This window comes from Streptomyces lunaelactis (assembly GCF_003054555.1).
GTDB classification, from domain to species: Bacteria; Actinomycetota; Actinomycetes; order Streptomycetales; family Streptomycetaceae; genus Streptomyces; species Streptomyces lunaelactis.
Window position 1 is genome coordinate 7,612,268 of record NZ_CP026304.1, and the last position, 14,718, is coordinate 7,626,985.

Below are 14,718 nucleotides of genomic sequence, written 5' to 3' on the forward strand. Positions count from 1 at the left end.
CGCCCCGACTTCTGCTGCGCCGGCTGAATGACCATCAGCGGCCGAAACACATGAGCTCTGACCTGAGCGCGAATTGCCTGCGCCGGAACGCCGCCGCAAACATTCCCCCCAGGCCGTCAGAGAGAAAACCGATCTATGACGCCGAGGAGGCATCATGCCAAAGAAACGTCCGAACACCATGGCTCGGGGGAGCGCGAGACTCGCGGTAACCGTCCTGATGGCGGTGATGGCGCTGTTCATTGTGCAGGGCACCGCATGGGCGGCCGCACCGGACTTCGCCACCCATGTCGACTATGCGACCGGGGCTACTCCCACGGACCTGCTGGTAGCCGACTTCAACGAAGACGGCTTCGACGATCAGGCGACGGTCGATTCGGACGACGACACGCTGTCGGTGCTGCTGGGCAACGGGGACGGCACCTTCGACACCAAAGTCGCCTACGCCGTCGGGGACTACCCGGACGGGATCCAGCTCGGTGACTTCAACGAGGACGGCGACATCGACCTGGTGTCGGCGAACACGCTCGACAACACGGTGTCGGTGCTGCTGGGCAATGGTGACGGCACCTTCGACACCAAAGTCGACTTCGGCACCGCCACATGGCCCTACAAGGTCGCGACGGACGACTTCGACGAGGACGGCAACGCCGACCTGGCCGTCACCAATCTCGACTCGGAAGCGGTGTCGGTGCTGCTGGGCAATGGAGACGGCACCTTCGACACCAAAGTCGACTACGGAACGGGCCTCTATCCGTACGGCGTTGCGGCAACCGACTTCGACGAGGACGACAACATCGACCTGGTCGTGTCCAACTTCGGTGCGGACACCGTGTCGGTGTTGCTGGGCAACGGTGACGGCACCTTCGACACCAAAGTCGACTACGGAACAGGAGCCGTGCCCAACCAGGCTGTGGTGGGCGACTTCGATGAGGATGGCAACGTAGACGTGGCGGTTGCCAATCTGGATGCCGCCTCGGTGTCGGTGTTGCTGGGCAATGGTGACGGGACATTGGACACCAAAGTCGATTACACGACGGGGATTGCACCGTTCTCGCTGGCGGTCGCGGACCTTGACGGCGATTCGGCCCTCGACCTCGTGACGGGGAATGCCTCCGGTCAGTACGACACAGTCTCGGTGCTGCCGGGAAACGGGGACGGCACGTTCGACACCAAGGCGGACTTCGATGTCGACTCCACACCCTTCGGCGTGGCGGTAGGGGAGTTCAACGAGGACACACGCCCTGACGTGACGACCGCCAACCTGGGCGGAGATTCGGTGTCGGTCCTGCTCAACACCACGACGCCGTAGGACCGGACGGCGCCCCGGCAGTCCAGCCGTCAGGCGACCGAGTGCGTCACCGTACCGGTGTAGGTGCCTACCACCGCGGAGGCAGGCACCGACATCACCAGCGTCGGCTGAAAGATCACCGAAGTGTTGCCCATGGAGCCCGTGTAGGAGAAAGCCACGCGCGCTACGTTCAGGCTCTGCGCGTTGGCTGAGGTGGGCTGACCGGGGGGCCAGGTGCCTTGGCCCGTTTTCGAGACCATCGGACCGGACCAGTACGACAGCCTGTCTTTCGAAATCGTCTCGCCGCCCGTGCCCCCTCCGGTGGTGAAGTCGCTCGCCGACACCGTCGCGGTCCAGTTACGAGCACCACCGTTGGTGACTCTCACCTGCCCGAGTTGCACACTCGTCGTTTGTCCGGGCTGCACCGCCCCCATATTGGCCGACCCCGGAGCGGTGACCGCAGGGGCCAGAACGGCTCGGGGAATCGCGAATACGACGGCAGCCGTCATGGGTTGCGCCCGAGCCGACTCCACAGGGGGCAAAGCCAAAAGGCTCACGCACACCACCGCGGCCCAGACCCGCACGCCGAGTCGGGGCCATGAGCGGGATTGGAATCCCACCGACACTCCTCTCTACGCCTGGACGTCCATGGCTGTTGACGAGAACCTGGAGACCTGGGGGATTCATATCTGCTGCGCGGCGCCCGGACCAGCCGACTCGCCCTTTCCCCCGAGGGTGTCACCGATCGGCGGCGCCCCGGCGGCGCCGATACGTGACGAGAGCCGCCGTAGCGCCGCAGAGAGCCAGCCCGCCCGCCAGGCTGTACCAGAATTTGTGGCCTGACGGATCGGCAATCCACGCGATGACCGCGTTGCCCGGTTCGGGAAATGTCAGCGGTGCAGCGAGGCTGCGCGTCACCGTTCCGCTTTCCAGGCGAAGCCGCGCCGTCCACGGACCCGCGGGCAGACGCCGGTCCAAGTCGACGCTGACCGTACCCGTTCCGCCTGGGGGCAGCGTCGTGCCCTCAGTGACGGGGTACGCGCCCGCGCTCAACCCTCCGGGGCCATCGGAGAGGTCGAGCTTCCCCCTCAGATCCAGTGCCCGCTTCCCGGTATTGCGAACGCGCGCGATGACGCTCGGCCGGCCCTTCTTGCTGCGGACGGCGATGAGTTTTTCGATGTCAAAGCTGGCGTATTCTCCGCTGTTGCTGATGTCCAGATACACACGCACTCCGACGCGCGTGACACTGCCGATGTTGTGTGTGGCATCCGGCGGAGTTGCGCTTTCGGCCCAGACGACCGAGTACCGCTCTCCCGGCGCCGCTGCCTCGGGTACCTTGATCATGACCTTCGCATTGACCTTCTCCTGCGGATCAAGCGTCAGCTTGGCGGGTTCGACGCTGGTCCATTCGGTCAGTTCGTTGGGCTTGTGCCCGTCCCCGAAGGTGAATCTGTTTCCTTCGATGCTCGCTGCAGCCGCGTACAGCTTCACTTCGTGCGGTGCCGAGGTCTTGTTGGCAACCTCGAACCGGCGCTCGATGGTGGTTCCCGGCCTCAGGTGGTCGACGATGTACTTCAGCGCACGCGGGTCATCGACCCGGGCGACTGGGGCTTCGAGGAGACGGAAACCGAGGTATCCAGGATCGGGTGGCTCAGAGGAGGAAGCCGAGGCATGCGTCGGCGTGCCCGTGAATGTGCTCACCAGCACGGTCAGTGCCGTGCTCGCGATCCAGACTGATCTGATTCTTCTCGTGCGCACGTCGGTCAAATGCTCATGCCACCGAATGTCTGATGGTGCCGGTGTAATCACCGGACACATTGCCCGCCGGCACATTGACGGTCACCTCGGGATTCCAGGTGACGGAGTTGGCGCCGTCACCGCTGTCCCGGGAGAACGCCACAAGGGCCGGCGTCGAATCAAGGTCTCCCGGAGTTCCGGGGGTGAACGGGCCATTGACCGGGTTGATCGCCGTCCGAGGGTCATACACGACATTGGCAGCTGAAATCGTCTGGGAAGGTGCGCCGGCGCCCGTGGTGAAAGCGGTACTCAGAGTCACCCTGGCAATCCAGGTAGTGCCCGTTTCGGAACGTTGGTCGTTCACCGACATGTTGCCCAGGGCGCCGACAGCTTGGCCGCCGGGAGCCGCCGAGGAGAGGGCCGCATTTTCCGGCGCGCTGACTGCCAAACCTGCCGTGGCAGTGACTGTGAAGGTGGTGCTGGTGTCGGCCGCGGTTGCGGGCGTCAGCGTCACTGCGACAACAGTGATCGCCGCCGCAGCGGCGATCACCGTATTTCGAACGCGCATTTCCCCACTCCTCGAATCCGTAGACAATCATCCGGATTTATATGCACCCATGCGAGAATTAAACTGAGGGAACATCAACTTCACCACACAGGAGTAACGGAAAGGGGCGTGCCGCTCGTGGTGATGCTCCTGGCCGACCTTGGGCACGTCGGCGCACGGGTCCGCGAGGACGTGTCCGCTCGGATGCCCCGCGCAGAGGATGGATGCATCGGTGCCGGACCGCGCGCAGTGGAAAGGCCAGGTCAGCGCGCAGCTGACCTGAGCCTTCACTGAGCCGTCTTCGGGATTCGCACCCGAGAACTACGCATTACAAGTGCGCAGGCGCCAGATCACGCCGCCCTGCGTGCCCTGCGTGATGCCGAGCGGATGATGTCCGCGTACCGGTGCCCGCTGCCCTTGATCGTGCGGCGCTGCGTCGCGTAGTCCACATGCACCAGGCCGAACCGCTTGTCGTAGCCGTACGCCCACTCGAAGTTGTCCAGCAGCGACCACGCGAAGTAGCCGGCGACCGGCGCACCCTGGCGCGCCGCCCGTCCGCAGGCTGCCAGATGCTCCTCCAGGTACCGGACGCGCTCGGGGTCGTCGACTGTGCCGTCGGCCCGTACGACGTCCGGGTAGGCCGAGCCGTTCTCGGTGACGTGGATGCGCTGCGCGCCGTACTCCCCGGTCAGCCGCAGCAGCAGCTTCTCCAGGCCCTCCGCGTGCACCTCCCAGTCCATGGCGGTGTGCCGGGCGCCCGGCAGATAGATCTGCTTGGCGTACGGGACGGAGCCCGTCGGGTCGGCGGTGACGATCTGGCGGAAGTAGTAGTTCAGGCCCAGCCAGTCCAGCGGCGCCGCGATCGTCGCCAAGTCACCTGCGTGTTCGGGCAGTTCGACGCCGTACAGCTCCAGCATGTCCTGCGGATAGCCGCGGCCGTGGATCGGGTCCAGCCACCAGCGGTTGGTGTGGCCGTCCGCCCGTACCGCGGCGGCCCGGTCCTCCTCGCGCTCGCTCGCCGCCTCGATCGGGCTGAGGTTGTTGACGATCCCTACGCGCGCGTCCGGTGAGGCCGCGCGGATCGCCTGCACCGCGAGACCGTGACCGAGGTGCAGATGGTACGAGGCGTGCACCGCGGCCCGCAGATCGGTCAGGCCAGGCGCCATCTTCCCTTCCAGGTGGCCGATCCACGCCGAGCACAGTGGCTCGTTGAGGGTCGCCCAGTCCTTGACCCGGTCGCCGAGCCGCTCGGCGACGACGGAGGCGTACGTGGCGAAGTGCTCGGCGGTCTCGCGGGCCGGCCAGCCGCCCCGGTCCTGGAGCGCCTGCGGCAGGTCCCAGTGGTAGAGCGTCGGATAAGGGGTGATGCCCGCGGTGAGGAGACCGTCGACCAGCCGGTCGTAGAAGTCGAGGCCCGCCCTGTTCGCCGGGCCGTCACCGCCGGGCACGATCCGCGGCCAGGCGATCGAGAACCGGTAGGCGTCGACGCCCAGTTGCTTCATCAGCCCGATGTCCTCGGGCCAGCGGTGATAGTGGTCGCAGGCCACATCGCCGGTGTCGCCGCCCGCCACGGCGCCCGGGGTGTGGGAGAAGGTGTCCCAGATCGACGGGGAGCGGCCGTCCTCCGCCACGGCTCCCTCGATCTGGTACGCGGCGGTGGCGACACCCCAAGTGAAGTCGGCCGGGAGGGCGTTGAGGTCGTTCACGGACAGCCTTTCTGCTGGGGACACATGCGTCACTTGACTGCGCCCGCGGTGAGGCCGGCGACGAGATAGCGCTGGAGCAGGAGGAACCCGGCGACCACGGGCACGCTGACGACGAGCGAGGCGGCCATGACCTGGTTCCAGTAGACGTCGTTCTGGGTGGCGTAGCCCTGGAGCCCGACGGCGAGCGTGCGGGTGGTGTCGTTCGTCATCACGGAGGCGAAGAGCACCTCTCCCCACGCCGTCATGAAGGCGTAGACGGCCACCGCGACGATGCCGGGCACCGCGGCCGGCACGACGACCCGGAAGAGCGCGCCGAGCGGTCCGCAGCCGTCCACCATGGCGGCCTCGTCCAGATCCCGCGGGATGGAGTCGAAGTAGCCGATCAGCATCCAGATCGAGAAGGGGAGCGAGAACGTCAGATAGGTGAGGATCAGTCCGCCGCGCGAGCCGTACAGGGCGATGCCGGTGCTGTTCCCGATATTGACGAAGATCAGGAACAGCGGGAGCAGGAAGAGGATGCCGGGGAACATCTGCGTCGACAGCACGGTGACGGTGAAGACCCGCTTGCCCCGGAACCGGTAGCGGCTCACGGCGTACGCGGCGAACACCGCGATCACCACCGACAGGACGGTCGCCGCCCCCGCCACGATCAGCGAGTTGAGGAAGTAGCGGGCGAGCGGGACGGTGTCCCAGATGTCGAAGTACGGGCGGATGGTGAGCCCCGACGGGATCCACTGGAACTTCCCCGACACGTCCTGGAGCGGCTTGAGCGAGCTGCTGACCATCACATACACGGGCAGCAGCGCGAAGGCCGCGAGGAAGGACAGGACGACGCGGCGCGTCCAGAGGAAGGACTGCGGCGGCGCGCTCGGGGACCTGGGCGGCCTGGGCCCTGACCTAGGGTCTTTCGTTTGGATCAGGGCGGCAAGATCCAAACGAGAGGCCCTACGCATCGGCGCCCCTCCTTCCACGGGTCGTGAGCAGCAGATAGACGGCCGTCACCACGAGCAGGAACAGCAGCAGCAGGACGGACATCGCGGATCCCGAGCCGAAGTTCCAGGTGACGAACGACGACTGGTAGATATGGATCGAGATCAGGTCGGCGGCCTCGGGTGCGGCCCTGCCGAACAGCACATACGGCGTGTTGAAGTCGTTGAACGTCCACAGGAACAGCACCAGCACCAGCACCTGGTTGACCGGGCGCAGCGACGGCAGGGTGATCTTGCGGATCTGCTGCCAGACACCGGCGCCGTCGATCGACGCCGCCTCGTACAGCTCGCGCGGGATGTTCTGGAGCCCCGCCATCACGATGAGGAAGGCGAAGGGCCAGGACTTCCAGACCGCCACGACGACCAGTGCGATGAAGCTGTTGTCGCCGATCAGCCAGAAGGACGGCTGGTCGGTCAGGCCGAGCTGGTCGTGCAGCACGTGATTGATCAGGCCGTTGTCCCTCTGGAACATGAAGGCCCAGGTAATGACGGCGGCGTACACGGGCAGTGCGTACGGGGTGAGGAACACCGCCCGCAGGAAGCCTCGGCCGCGGAAGCTGTCCTGCATCATGATCGCCGCGGAGACACCGAACAGCCAGCACAGGCCGACGGTGAGGACGGTGAACAGGCAGGTGACGAAGAAGGAGTGGAGCAGCGCCTGACCGATCGGCGCGTCGAAGTCGACGGCGACCTTGTAGTTGTCGAGCGCCGTCCAGGGGGCCTCGCCCCAGTTGCGGATGTAGAACTGGGTCAGCCGGCGGAAGCTCATCACGATCCCGATGACCATCGGGATGAGATGGATGAGCAGTTCGAGTACGACGGCCGGCAGGAGCAGGAGATAGGGCAGGCCGCCGCGGCGGGTCCGGTCCGGGATGCGCGGCAGTCGCCTGCGCGCATCCCCCTTGCCCAGCATCTCGCCGCTGTCCGCCCGGTCCGTCCGGCCGGGAGTCACGGTGGCGGTCATCCGGAGTGCCTCACTGCTGCATCAGTTGCTGGGCCTTGGCCAGGTGTGCCCTGACGGACTCGGTCGTCACCGGGCGTCCGGCCGCGGCGTCCGCCCACAGGTCCTTGACGGCGGTGCCCACAGTCGTCTCGAACTGCGACTCCGTCGGCACCTGGGGGAGGGGCGCGGCGCTGGTGGCGAGCGTGTCGCGCAGGACCTTCAGATCGGGGGCGGAGAACGCCGGGTCCTGCTGCGCGGCCTTGACGGGCGGGATCGATCCGTACGTCTTGTTGAGCAGCTTCTGCTCCGCGTCGCTCGTCATGAACTTCACGAACTCCTTGGCGCCGTCGCTGTTCCTGGTGTTCTTGAAGACGGCCATGTTGATGCCGGCGACCATGGAGTTGGTGTTCTGGCCGGTACCGGGAGCGCCGGCCGGGACCGGTACGGGGGCCACGCCCCAGTCCGCGGGCTTCATGCCCTGCGCGGCGAACGTCGAGGCGGCGGCCTGCCACAGCACCATGGCCGTCCTGCCGTTGGCGAAGTCCTGGAGGGACTGGTTCTGGGCGTACTCCGCGTTGCCCGGAGCGACGATCTTGTCCTTGGCCATGAAGTGGACGTACTGCTTCACCGCGGCGACGGCGCCGGCGGAGGTGAAGGTCGGCTTGCCGGCGGAGTCGAAGAAGTCCGCGCCGTGCTGCTTTCCGAGGACGAAGACCTGGTGGATGTTGTTGGCGAGGTTGCCGCCCTCGGCGCCGAGCGCCCACTTGCCGTTCTTGGAGATCTTCTTGCCGTCCGCGACCAGTTGGTCCCAGGTGGCCGGAGGCTGCGTGATGCCCGCATCGGCGAACATCTGCTTGTTGTAGTAGAGGGCGTACGCGAGGGAGTACAGCGGTACGGCCGCGGGGTCCTTGCCCTCGGCCCCGGCCGAGGCGACCGCCGAGTCCACGAAGCGGTCGCGGCCGCCGATCGCGTCGAAGTTCTTCTGGTCCCAGGGCAGCAGCGCGCCGGTCGCCTGGAGGGAGGCCGACCAGGTGTTTCCTATGTTGAGGACATCGGGGCCCTGGCCGGACGTGGTGGCGGCCAGAATGCGGTTGAGCAGATCGGACCAGGGGATGACCTCGAGCTTGACCTTGATGCCGGTCTGCTTCTCGAACTTCTTCAGTTCGGGGGTGAGGATCTTCTTGTCGGCCTCGATGCTGGGGCCCTGGTTGGAGGCCCAGTACGTGAGCGTTTTGGGTGATTCGTTGCTGCCGCCTCCATCGCTGGAGGTGCCACCGCCGCAGCCGGTGACGGCGGCGAGTGCGGTGACGACGGTGACGGCTGCTGCGGCTCTGATGGTGCGCATGAGAGGTGGCCCCTTCCCGGGGGTGGCTGCGTTCGGTTCCCGAACGGTCTCCCTGGCTTAATTCATGCCGTGATTTAAGAGGTGAGGGAAGGTCGCGTCAAGGTCTGCGGCCGGGGTATGTTGCGTTCACGGAAGGAGCACCATGGCGGAGCGCGGCAGACGGACAGTGCGTGACCTGCGGCGCGGTAACCGCGCCCGGGTACTGCAACGGTTGTATTTCGACGGCCCTTTGAGCCGTCAGGAGCTCGGGCCGGCCACCGGGCTGAGTTCAGGTTCTATCAGCAACGTCGTGAGCGAACTGGTCGGCGAAGGAGCCCTCGAGGAAGCCGGCGTGGTCGACTCCGACGGCGGCCGGCCGCGCACCCTGCTGCGCGTCACCCCCGGCTGCGGACTGCTGATCGGCATCGACATCGGCGAGACCCGCGTACGCGTCGAGCTCTTCGACCTCTCGCTCACCGAACTCGCCCGCACCGAACACCTGCTGGCCCAGCACGGCTACGACGTCGAGCGCGTCGTCGCCCATGTCCGTACCGGCGTCGCCGACGTCCTGCGGGACGCGGACGCCGACGCGACGAGCCTGCTCGGCATCGGTATCGGCGTCCCCGGAATCATCGAACAGGGCGGCCCCGACGGCGCGATCGTGCACGGCCAGACCATCGGCTGGACCGCCGTACCCTTCGAGAAACTGCTCCGGGACGCCGTCGAACTGCCCCCCGAGGTACCGCTGTTCATCGACAACGGCGCCAAGACCCTCGGCCAGGCCGAGATGTGGTTCGGCGGCGGCCGCGGTGCCCGCGAGGCCGCCGTCGCGCTCATCGGCTCGGGCGTCGGCGCCTGCGTCGTCCACGGCGCCACGGCCGACGAGGAGGCCCGCAGCAGCGCACTCGAATGGGGACACACCACCGTACGGATCAGGGGGCGCCGCTGCCGCTGCGGCTCCCTCGGCTGCCTGGAGGCGTACGCGGGTGCGGAAGCGCTGCGCGAGCGCTGGCAGGAGGCGGGAGGACCGCTCCCAGCCGACGCCGACGACGAGACCGCGCTGGCCGCCCTGCTGGCCGCGGCCTTCCCCGGCCCGGACGGGCCCGGGCCCGACCCGGTGGCGCTCTCCCTTCTCGACGACACCGCCGAGTACCTGGGGGCGGCGGTCGCCGATCTGATCAACCTGTTCCGGCCGGAACGGATCCTGCTCGGCGGCTGGGCCGGGCTGCTGCTCGGCCCCCATCTGCTCCCCGAAGTGCGCCGGTACGCGGAGGAGTACGCGCTGCGCCACGCCGCCGCCCGCACCACCATCGAACTGGGCCGGCTGGGCCCGGACGCGGTCACCCTCGGCGCGGCGACACTGCCCCTAGCCGACTTCCTGGCACGCGGCGGCAGCAAACCCCGGGCAACGGTCCGTGCGCCGGTGCGCCGGAGCTGAACCCTTGTCATCGTCCGTGCTGTGCGCCTAGGTTGACCGCTTGTGATGTGACCTGGATGACAGTGGGGGAGTCAGAGCATGGCCGCAACGGGGCGACACCGCCGATACCAGCCGAGCCGCATCAACCGCGCCTCTCTCACCGTGACCGCGGGCGGCGCCGGTATGGCTCTGCCGCTCGTCGGCGCGGGCACCGCGCACGCGGCCGCCGTCGACGTCTGGGAGAAGGTCGCGGCCTGCGAGTCCACCAACAACTGGCGGATCAACACCGGCAACGGTTATTACGGCGGTCTCCAGTTCAGCCAGTCCACCTGGGAGGCGTACGGCGGCAGGCACTACGCCCCGCGCGCCGATCTGGCGAGCAAGGACCAGCAGATAGCCATCGCCGAGAAGGTACTGAAGGGACAGGGCCCGCAGGCCTGGCCCGTCTGCTCCGGCAAGGCCGGTCTCACCCGCGGCGGTGACGCCCCCGAGATCGCGCCGGTCAGGCGATTAGAGCCGCAGAGCGAGCGCAAGAGCGAAATGCAGGCCACGCCGAAGAAGGCCGCTCCCAAGAAGTCGGCTCCCCAGAAGGCCACGCCGACCACGGTGCCCACGCACCGCGAGGGCTACACGGTCGCCGGAGGTGACTCGCTCTCGAAGATCGCGGATTCCGAGCAGGTCACGGGCGGCTGGCAGCGGCTGTACGCGCAGAACCGCACCGTCGTCGGCACCGACCCCGACCTCATCCATCCGGGCCAGCGGCTGATTCTGCGCGTCGAGGCTCCCAAGCCCGACCCGAGGCCCGACCCGCCGGGCTCCGCCGCGCCTGCCAAGCAGAAGCCGAAGGCCCAGCCGAAACAGCGGGCTCCCGAGCAAGCACCCACGCCGACGCCCAGGCCGGCGCCGAAGCAAACGCCCAAGCAAGCCCCCAAGGCGCCCAAGAAGCAGGCACCCAAGCAGGCCGGGGCAGCCAAGCCCGCGCACAGGAGCGGACTCGGCGCCCCCGTCGAAGCGAGCCCCGGCACCGCCTACGGCAAGGCCGGTTCCTCCTGGGCCAGCGGCTACCACACCGGCGTCGACTTCCCCGTGGCCACCGGTACCTCAGTGAAGGCCGTGGCCTCGGGCCGGGTCGTCTCGGCCGGCTGGGCCGGGGCGTACGGCTATCAGGTCGTCATCCGGCACGCCGACGGCATGTACAGCCAGTACGCGCATCTGTCGGCGCTCACCGTGCGCTCGGGCCAGCAGGTCGGCAGCGGTCAGCGGATCGCCCGCTCAGGGTCCACCGGCAACACATCGGGACCGCATCTCCACTTCGAGATTCGTACGGGTCCGGGGTACGGGTCCGATGTCGACCCGCTCCGCTACCTCAGGTCGGGCGGCGTCTCGGTCTGAGCCGCGGACCAGGAGATCTGAGCCGCGCTCCGGGAGATCTGAGCCGCGCTCGGGGGCATCTGCGCTGTGGGCCGCGGCATCCGAGCCGGCGACCGGGGAATCCGAGCGGCGCACATGCGGTTCGGGTCGCCGGCCCTCTGCCGCTGCTTCTGATGCTTCTGAGTCACGGACCTCCGGCCCGCCACGGGCCGCGGCCAGCCGCTCCGTCGTCAGCAGGATCAGGCCGCCCGCCGCCACGATCCCGAAGCCCAGCGCCAGCACGGTGCCCGTCACGCCGTACCGGAAGGTCTCGCCGAACAGCGAGAGACCGACGGCCGCCGCGACCACCGGGTTGATGACCGTGACCGTGGCCAGCGGTGCCGCCAGGCCCGCGCCGCGGTAGGAAGCCTGCGAGAGCAGCAGACCACCGATCGCGAGCGTGGCGATCACCAGCAGGCTCGGCCACTGCGCGACCGGCGCGCTCCACGTCCAGTCCACCGCGACGGTCTTGGTGAACACCGACGCGATACCGAAGGCCACTCCCGCCGCGGCGGCCAGCAGCACGCTCCGGATGATCGGCCGGTTCACGGTCTGGGCGACCAGGAAGACCAGCGCCACACCGCCGAGGGTCGCCGCCGCGAGCACGCTGCGCTCCCCGCCGTTCAGCGAGTGGGAGTCGGCGGTTCCGGTCAGTGCCAGAAGCCCCGCAAGACCGGCCGTCGCCATGATCGCGCCGCGCCAGGCCATGGTGCCGACCCTGCGCCGTACGAACAGCGCCGCCATCGGCAGCGCGAAGACGATCGTCAGCGCGCCGAGCGGCTGGACCAGGCTCAGCGGGCCGAACGCGAGCGCCAGCACATGCAGCACGGCGCCGACGCTGTTGAGCGCGACGGCGGCCCACCACAGGCCGTGATGGAGCGGGGCGTAGGGGCGGTCGGGGGTGGAAGCCGCGACGTGCTCCTGCATGATCGCCCCGGCCGCGTAGGCGACCGCGGAGACCAGTGACAGAACCACGGCCAGCGCGAGGGAACTCATAGACACCACACTGTCCCTCTCCGGCGGTCACGTCGTCGTCCTTGAGCAGGCACTTGGACGTACTGCCGACGTAGTACGGGCGTAGGTCCGTAGTCCCCCTCTCGGCGGGCGCGCCAAGTCGGCAGGGGTGGAGCCGACCGGTCCAGGTTCGGGCCGTAATCAACCGTATGGACGCATACGGCGTTCTGCACCCAGTGTCCCCGGCGGCGCCGCCTCCCGCGAGCCGTGGCTACGGTGGCCCGGTGCGGGGCCGGCCGCACGGCGGGCGAAACACCTCTCAAGGGTGACGACAGGAAGCGGGAACGCGGGCATGGATCTGGAGGAGCTGGGCTCCGTCGGCGGCTTCTTCGCCCTGCGGACCGGGACGCCGGGCGAGGGGCAGCTCCCGCTGGCGCGGCTGTACGCGGGCGGTACGGCGCCGCTCACGGCACGTATCGACACGGTCGCATCCCGCCTCGGACAGGGCCCAGGCACCCCCGAGCGCCGGGTCGCCGCCTCCATCGCCCACCTCGGGCTCGCCGCCAGGCTCTGGTCGGTCGCGCTCGGCGCCGCCGCGCTCCATGGGCAGCTCCCCGACCTCGACCCGGAGCGGCTGCACTGGGACCCGGACCGCTCCTCGCCCGACGATCTGCGGCTGACCGCCGGGCGCACGCTGCCCGCCACCGCCGACTCGCTCCGCGAGACGGTCCAGTACGGCCATCTCGTACCGCTGGCGGACGCTCTGCGGAGCGAGGTACGGATCTCCCCGCAGCTGCTGTGGGGCAATGCGGGCTCGGCTCTCGCCGGTGCCGTACGCGCACTCCACGCCTGGGCGGTGCGGAGCGGCCGGCCAGAGGTGGGCGAGCGGACCTCGGCGCTCGCTGCCGAACTTTTTGAGCACCCGGATCTGTCCGGCACGGTCCACGGCCCGGCGATGCGGCGCCGCAGCTGCTGTCTGTACTACCGCGCCCCGGGCGGCGGGCTGTGCGGCGACTGCGTCTTCGACCGTCCGCCTGGGATCTCCGCACAGCGGTCCTGACCGTGGTCTTCCCCGCACGCCGGATGTAGGTGACCATCATGGGGTGCTGTGTCTTCCCGGGGGACGCTGTCCCCAACTGCGGCTCCGCCGCGGGCCGGACCCCTGGCCAGAAAACAGGCCATTGGGGCTGAACCGACCGCCTTGGCGAGGTGAATCTCGGTGAAGGTGGGACTGCTCACGCGCGAGTACCCCCCGGACGTCTACGGGGGCGCCGGGGTCCACGTCGAGTTCCTCGCCCGGGAGTTAAGGGCGCTGGCCGAACTCGAGGTGCACTGCTGGGGCGAGGGCGCTGCCGAAGGCGTACTGCGGCACCAGGCGCTCGCCGGACTCGAGGGCGCGAACGACGCGCTGCGCACCTTCTCCGTGGACCTCGCGATGGCGGCCGAGCTCGAGGGCCGCGAACTCGTCCACTCCCACACCTGGTACGCCAGTCTCGCGGGCCATCTCGCCAAACTCCTCTATGGCGTCCCGCATGTGATGACCGCCCACTCCCTGGAGCCGCTGCGCCCCTGGAAGGCCGAGCAGCTGGGCGGCGGCTACGCTCTCTCCAGCTGGGCCGAGCGCACGGCCATCGAGGCCGCCGACGCGGTGATCGCCGTCTCCCGCCGAATGCGCGCCGACATCCTCGCCTGCTATCCCGCCCTCGATCCGGACCGGGTGCATGTCATCCACAACGGCATCGACACCCGTATGTACCGCCCCGACCACGAGACGTCCGCACTGGAACGGATCGGTCTCGACCCCGACCGTCCCTTCGTCCTGTTCGTGGGCCGCGTCACCCGCCAGAAGGGCGTCCCCCATCTGCTGCGCGCGGCCCGCTCCTTCGACCCCGAAGCCCAGCTGGTGCTCTGCGCGGGCGCGCCCGACACCCCGGAGATCGGGCGTGAATTCCAGGAGCTGGTCGAGGAGTTGGAGCGGGACCGGGACGGGGTGCACTGGATCCCCGAGATGCTGCCGCGGCCCCAGGTCATCCAGCTCCTCAGCCACGCCGCGGTGTTCGTCTGCCCCTCGGTGTACGAGCCGCTGGGCATTGTCAATCTGGAGGCCATGGCCTGCGGCACGGCCGTCGTCGCCTCGGCGGTCGGCGGCATCCCAGAGGTGGTGGACGACGGACGCACGGGCCTGCTCGTGCCCTACGACGCGGATCACCCCGAGGACTTCGAGTCGGGTCTCACCCAGTCGGTCAACCGGGTCCTCGACGACGCCGGAGAGGCCGCAAGGATGGGCGCAGCCGGACGGGAGCGTGCCGTGCGGGAGTTCGGCTGGGACCAAGTGGCCCGGCGCACGTACGAGTTGTACGAGGAGTTGCTCAAGCAGCCATAGGCCGCAGCAGGCCTGGCACG

The 14,718-nt window shown here is 68.6% G+C and carries 13 protein-coding genes; 5 read left to right on the forward strand and 8 right to left on the reverse strand.

Going from position 1 to position 14,718, the window contains the following annotated elements:
- The first annotated feature begins 217 nt into the window (after positions 1–217).
- Positions 218–1,309 (forward strand): FG-GAP repeat domain-containing protein, encoded by a 1,092-nt coding sequence (locus SLUN_RS34765; protein ID WP_159100395.1) that lies wholly within the window; start codon positions 218–220, stop codon positions 1,307–1,309.
- A gap of 29 nt (positions 1,310–1,338) precedes the next feature.
- On the opposite strand, the gene SLUN_RS39715 is transcribed toward SLUN_RS34765, so the two are convergent.
- From SLUN_RS39715 to SLUN_RS34805, 7 genes are all read right to left on the reverse strand, one after another.
- Entirely contained in the window at positions 1,339–1,797 is a 459-nt protein-coding gene (locus tag SLUN_RS39715) for a hypothetical protein (protein WP_159100396.1), read from the reverse strand.
- A gap of 229 nt (positions 1,798–2,026) precedes the next feature.
- On the reverse strand, positions 2,027–3,046 hold the full coding sequence (locus tag SLUN_RS34775) for a COG1361 family protein (RefSeq protein ID WP_371413928.1): 1,020 nt from the start codon (positions 3,044–3,046) through the stop codon (positions 2,027–2,029).
- Positions 3,047–3,059: 13 nt separating this feature from the next.
- Complete coding sequence (locus tag SLUN_RS34780; protein WP_159100397.1) at positions 3,060–3,593, reverse strand: hypothetical protein; 534 nt, start codon at positions 3,591–3,593, stop codon at positions 3,060–3,062.
- Positions 3,594–3,922: 329 nt separating this feature from the next.
- Positions 3,923–5,278, reverse strand: a complete 1,356-nt coding sequence (locus SLUN_RS34790) for a GH1 family beta-glucosidase (protein ID WP_108153892.1) — start codon at positions 5,276–5,278, stop codon at positions 3,923–3,925.
- Between the two features lie 29 nt (positions 5,279–5,307).
- Positions 5,308–6,231 (reverse strand): carbohydrate ABC transporter permease, encoded by a 924-nt coding sequence (locus tag SLUN_RS34795; RefSeq protein ID WP_108153893.1) that lies wholly within the window; start codon positions 6,229–6,231, stop codon positions 5,308–5,310.
- A complete protein-coding gene (locus tag SLUN_RS34800; protein WP_108153894.1) occupies positions 6,224–7,231 on the reverse strand; it encodes a carbohydrate ABC transporter permease in 1,008 nt (335 codons plus the stop codon). The genes SLUN_RS34795 and SLUN_RS34800 overlap by 8 nt, the downstream gene beginning before the upstream one ends.
- A gap of 10 nt (positions 7,232–7,241) precedes the next feature.
- Positions 7,242–8,555, reverse strand: coding sequence for an extracellular solute-binding protein (locus tag SLUN_RS34805; protein WP_108153895.1), 1,314 nt, complete (start codon positions 8,553–8,555; stop codon positions 7,242–7,244).
- 142 nt (positions 8,556–8,697) lie between these two features.
- On the opposite strand from SLUN_RS34805, the gene SLUN_RS34810 reads away from it, so the two are divergent.
- The gene (locus SLUN_RS34810) at positions 8,698–9,972 is read left to right on the forward strand and encodes an ROK family transcriptional regulator (protein ID WP_108153896.1); all 1,275 of its coding nucleotides are present in this window, start codon (positions 8,698–8,700) and stop codon (positions 9,970–9,972) included.
- A gap of 78 nt (positions 9,973–10,050) precedes the next feature.
- Positions 10,051–11,343 (forward strand): transglycosylase family protein, encoded by a 1,293-nt coding sequence (locus SLUN_RS34815; RefSeq protein WP_108153897.1) that lies wholly within the window; start codon positions 10,051–10,053, stop codon positions 11,341–11,343.
- Here the strand turns inward: SLUN_RS34815 and SLUN_RS34820 are convergent.
- A complete protein-coding gene (locus tag SLUN_RS34820; protein WP_159100398.1) occupies positions 11,224–12,357 on the reverse strand; it encodes a DMT family transporter in 1,134 nt (377 codons plus the stop codon). The genes SLUN_RS34815 and SLUN_RS34820 overlap by 120 nt on opposite strands.
- Positions 12,358–12,667: 310 nt before the next feature.
- Here SLUN_RS34820 and SLUN_RS34825 point away from each other — a divergent pair, with 310 nt between their 5' ends.
- Together SLUN_RS34825 and glgA are read left to right on the forward strand one after the other, a co-directional pair.
- Positions 12,668–13,375 (forward strand): (2Fe-2S)-binding protein, encoded by a 708-nt coding sequence (locus SLUN_RS34825; protein WP_108153898.1) that lies wholly within the window; start codon positions 12,668–12,670, stop codon positions 13,373–13,375.
- A 159-nt stretch (positions 13,376–13,534) separates the two neighbouring features.
- Entirely contained in the window at positions 13,535–14,698 is a 1,164-nt protein-coding gene (gene glgA / locus SLUN_RS34830; RefSeq protein ID WP_108153899.1) for a glycogen synthase, read from the forward strand.
- The last annotated feature ends 20 nt before the right edge of the window (positions 14,699–14,718 follow it).